General features: G+C 32.9%; 2 protein-coding genes. One reads left to right on the top strand and one right to left on the bottom strand.

Annotated features, from left to right (window positions below; translation table 11 throughout):
* Window positions 1–891: 891 nt before the first annotated feature.
* Window positions 892–2,082 carry a site-specific integrase gene (locus NBH01_RS26420; protein WP_008764024.1) on the bottom strand — a complete coding sequence of 397 codons (1,191 nt, stop codon included), beginning with the start codon at window positions 2,080–2,082 and terminating at the stop codon, window positions 892–894.
* A 450-nt stretch (window positions 2,083–2,532) separates the two neighbouring features.
* On the opposite strand from NBH01_RS26420, the gene NBH01_RS26415 reads away from it, so the two are divergent.
* Window positions 2,533–2,786 (top strand): carboxypeptidase-like regulatory domain-containing protein (locus NBH01_RS26415; protein WP_181982096.1); only part of this gene is annotated, 254 nt, incomplete at its 3' end.

Genomic DNA, 2,786 nt, shown 5'->3' with positions numbered 1-2,786 from the left:
ACTTCTTGTGTTTGCATACCAATATACGAAATCTGCAAAGTCTTTGCAGAACTAATTCTTTATATAATGTGTTGATTATTATAATAATGAGAAATATAAACCTGATCGTCATATATGTTATTGTATCCATATATAAACGTGATAATCAATTATTTATCAGCATTATAACTACCCTTTTCTTTAACGAATGATACCCTGTTTCTATCCATTTCAATTATTTAGTTCATTCATTATAAGAAAGTTATGTCTTTATTTTATTTATATGAGGTATTATTATTGGATACTATTTTTATATTTCCCGAATATTTCTCACCACCAATCATAATGAATGATTACTTTTTTGGCGTGATAGTAGAAAAAGATCAAATCTGAAGAAAAGCATATTTAGTTATGGTATAATTCAAAATATGCAGAACCTGCTTGGGAGAATGACAAAAATCGGCAGGATTTTAAAACAGCAGATCTACGGATGAAATACATCTGTCCGGTTTTTGTTCCCTTGTGCTATGTGATTAGTTATATCAGCTTGCACCTTTGAATATAAAAGAAACGTTTAATTTCGATATGATATATTTCCCTGTGACAGGAAAGTCTATCAGCTAGAACAAAATTAGAAATTAAAACTACTTTTGGCTCTTCCTTTTAAAGCAATTAGATGTTCCTCGGTGAGTAACGATCTGTTCCTTTTAAAGGAACGGATCGTTCCTTTAAAAGGAAAGAGTCCTGACATTGCACTTTTTATGTATATTACAGTCATTTATATGCGACAAATCATTTGTAAATTGCATATTCTTACATTGATTTATGCATTATTTCTGCCATATTGTTAGATTTTAAATCAACTCTGTTGATGCCAATCTTAAAAACAGGACATTTCCAGACAATCACTGCCTAGCCTTTTGGTCTATTAGCTAATTTAGAATAAGCTGCTTTCTCAAGGTCATGCACAATAGTCATGTCCATGATATTGGCATATACCTGAGTTGTTTTCACACTTTTGTGTCCCAGCAGCTTTTGTACAGTCGTTATATTTGCACCACTGTATATTAATAAGGTGGCGTTTGTATGCCTCGCTGTATGGAATGATATCCGCTTGTCTATTTCTGCCAGCTTAGCTAATGCATTCAAGTCTTTATTCACATTAGAGTTATCTTTCAGTCTGAAGAATCCGTTCAAATCGTCTTTGTAATTCTCCAACACCCGCAGTCCTTTACCTTCAAATAATAAATATAAAGGAAGGCGCACATCAATACCTGTTTTAACGGACTTGTAGATCAGCCACGTCTCCTGATGGAGTTCGACAATATTCGCGGCAGTCAGATTTATAAAATCAGAGTACCGCAAACCGGCGTAACAACAAAATAAAAAGGCATCCTTTGATTTTTGTAACTTCGTAAACTTCCCTTCCAGATTCACCTCCTCCATTTTATTCAGCTCTTCCGGCGACAAGTGCGTATGACTCCCTTCTATGCTTTTGATTTTATATTTTCTGAAAGCATACTTCTGAATATCCATATACTCTTTATTTATAGCCACATTCACATATCGTTTTAAATGCTTCATATGCTTGGCAATGGTATTGAGATGATACCCCTTGGACTGTAGATAATTATCAAATGAAGACACAAATTCGAATGTCAAATCAGTGAATACAATGTCCTTTTTATACTCTTGCAGCAATTCTAAAGTGGAAAGATGATTCTGCCTGGTGCTCTCTTTTAAAGAAGAGTTGTTGACTTCCTCTTTAAAAAAGGTCAGAAATGAATTCCCATTATTTTCCGGTTTTTCAATAGAGTCTTTCAACGAATCCAAGGATATTGATCTTCTCTGTTGCCATAATCCCAGTTCTTTCTGCTCAATGTCGGCTATAAAATCATATAGCATTCGATTTAATGCATCTGAATTAGGATGGTTTTTTACCATTCTACGTTTTACGTCCCACTGGTCTGGTTTGAGGTACACCCTGGTTGAGAAGTACATTTTTCTCCTGTTTAAGTAAGCTTCTACTTGTACCAATGCCATTCCCTTTTTGTTCAGCTTCTTTTTTCTGTTAAACACAAGGCTGTAACTAATCTTCTTCATTCTATTGTCTTTTAGTTAATACTAAGAACAAAATAAACTAAGTTCTGTGCTATAATTAAGGTTGAACCTGCATTAATTTCTGCAAAAATTAAAATTCAATAATTAAGTATTTACATAACTTTAATTTAAATGCTATTTTTTTATCGTCATTTCTTCATAATAAATCAAAAAGAAACGTTTGCAGGGTAGTTTTATATCCAAAAACAAGCAAATAGAATGTTAATTACTACATTTTGCATTCGCAAAGTGACATTCTACGCTTGATAAATCACAATATTTATAGCAAATAAAGATGTTTATCAGCATATTTTCGATGTTATAAATAACAATATGTTATATATACAACCTTTTTTTATCAAATTAATTGTTAGTTTCATATTTATTAATAATTTTGCAACTTGTTAGAGTATAGAGACAATTAATGTAAAGTTGAACTTTAAGAGAGAATTTATGAAAAGAAAATTAATGCTGTTATTGGCATGCCTTTTTGTGGGCATAAGCCTAGTAACTGCTCAGACTCAGAAAGTCACAGGCGTTGTGATTTCTGAAGAAGATGGGCAACCAGTTGTTGGAGCCTCTGTGTTGGTAAAAGGTACTACTCAAGGTACAATCACAGACATCGATGGTAATTTTAATTTGGCGAACGTACCAAGTTCTGCAAAGACTTTGCAGATTTCGTATATTGGTATGCAAACACAAGAAGT

The sequence above is a fragment of the Bacteroides sp. B1-V-101 genome, from assembly GCF_023656585.1.
Lineage (GTDB): Bacteria > Bacteroidota > Bacteroidia > Bacteroidales > Bacteroidaceae > Bacteroides > Bacteroides thetaiotaomicron.
This window is presented reverse-complemented; position numbering and strand designations above follow the sequence as displayed.

Excerpts from the sequence above, each read along its gene's own strand:
- NBH01_RS26420 (WP_008764024.1), bottom strand. The coding sequence starts at position 2,082 with ATGAAGAAGATTAGTTACAGCCTTGTGTTTAACAGAAAAAAGAAGCTG.